The organism is Escherichia sp. 94.0001, assembly GCF_013369155.2.
GTDB classification, from domain to species: Bacteria; Pseudomonadota; Gammaproteobacteria; order Enterobacterales; family Enterobacteriaceae; genus Escherichia; species Escherichia coli_F.
The window spans coordinates 1-379 of sequence record NZ_JABWMS020000258.1 but is presented as its reverse complement, the minus strand read 5'-3'; the positions used below and the strand labels follow the sequence as shown (position 1 = coordinate 379).

General features: G+C 42.5%; 1 protein-coding gene. It reads left to right on the top strand.

Annotated elements, in window-relative coordinates; translation table 11 throughout:
* Window positions 1–248: tyrosine-type recombinase/integrase (locus HEN33_RS25590; protein WP_342367213.1), on the top strand; the 248-nt coding region annotated here is incomplete at its 5' end.
* Window positions 249–379: the final 131 nt, after the last annotated feature.

The following is a 379-nucleotide window of genomic DNA, read 5'->3' as shown; positions in this document are numbered from 1 at the left end:
AGAAACAACCAAAGCCGATGAGTAAAGACAACCTGAGCGACTACTTTGCCAAAGCGCGGGATCTGGCTGGAATAATTCCACCAGCAGGAAAAACACCGCCCACATTTCATGAACAACGCTCTCTATCAGAACGACTGTACCGTGCACAGGGTATCGATACAAAAACATTACTAGGACATAAAGTCCAGGCAACCACCGATCGCTATAACGATACTCGAGGTCAGGAATGGGTTAAGTTGGTTATTTGACAAATGCCATATGGAATATCCGTCACCATCTCAGGAAAAAAGTGTTGTAAAATGCGTGGCCTAGTTTTGGGGAAACGTTTTGGAGAGATTTTGGAGAAAGGAAAAAATTGAATAAATTCAAAATCCTGAAA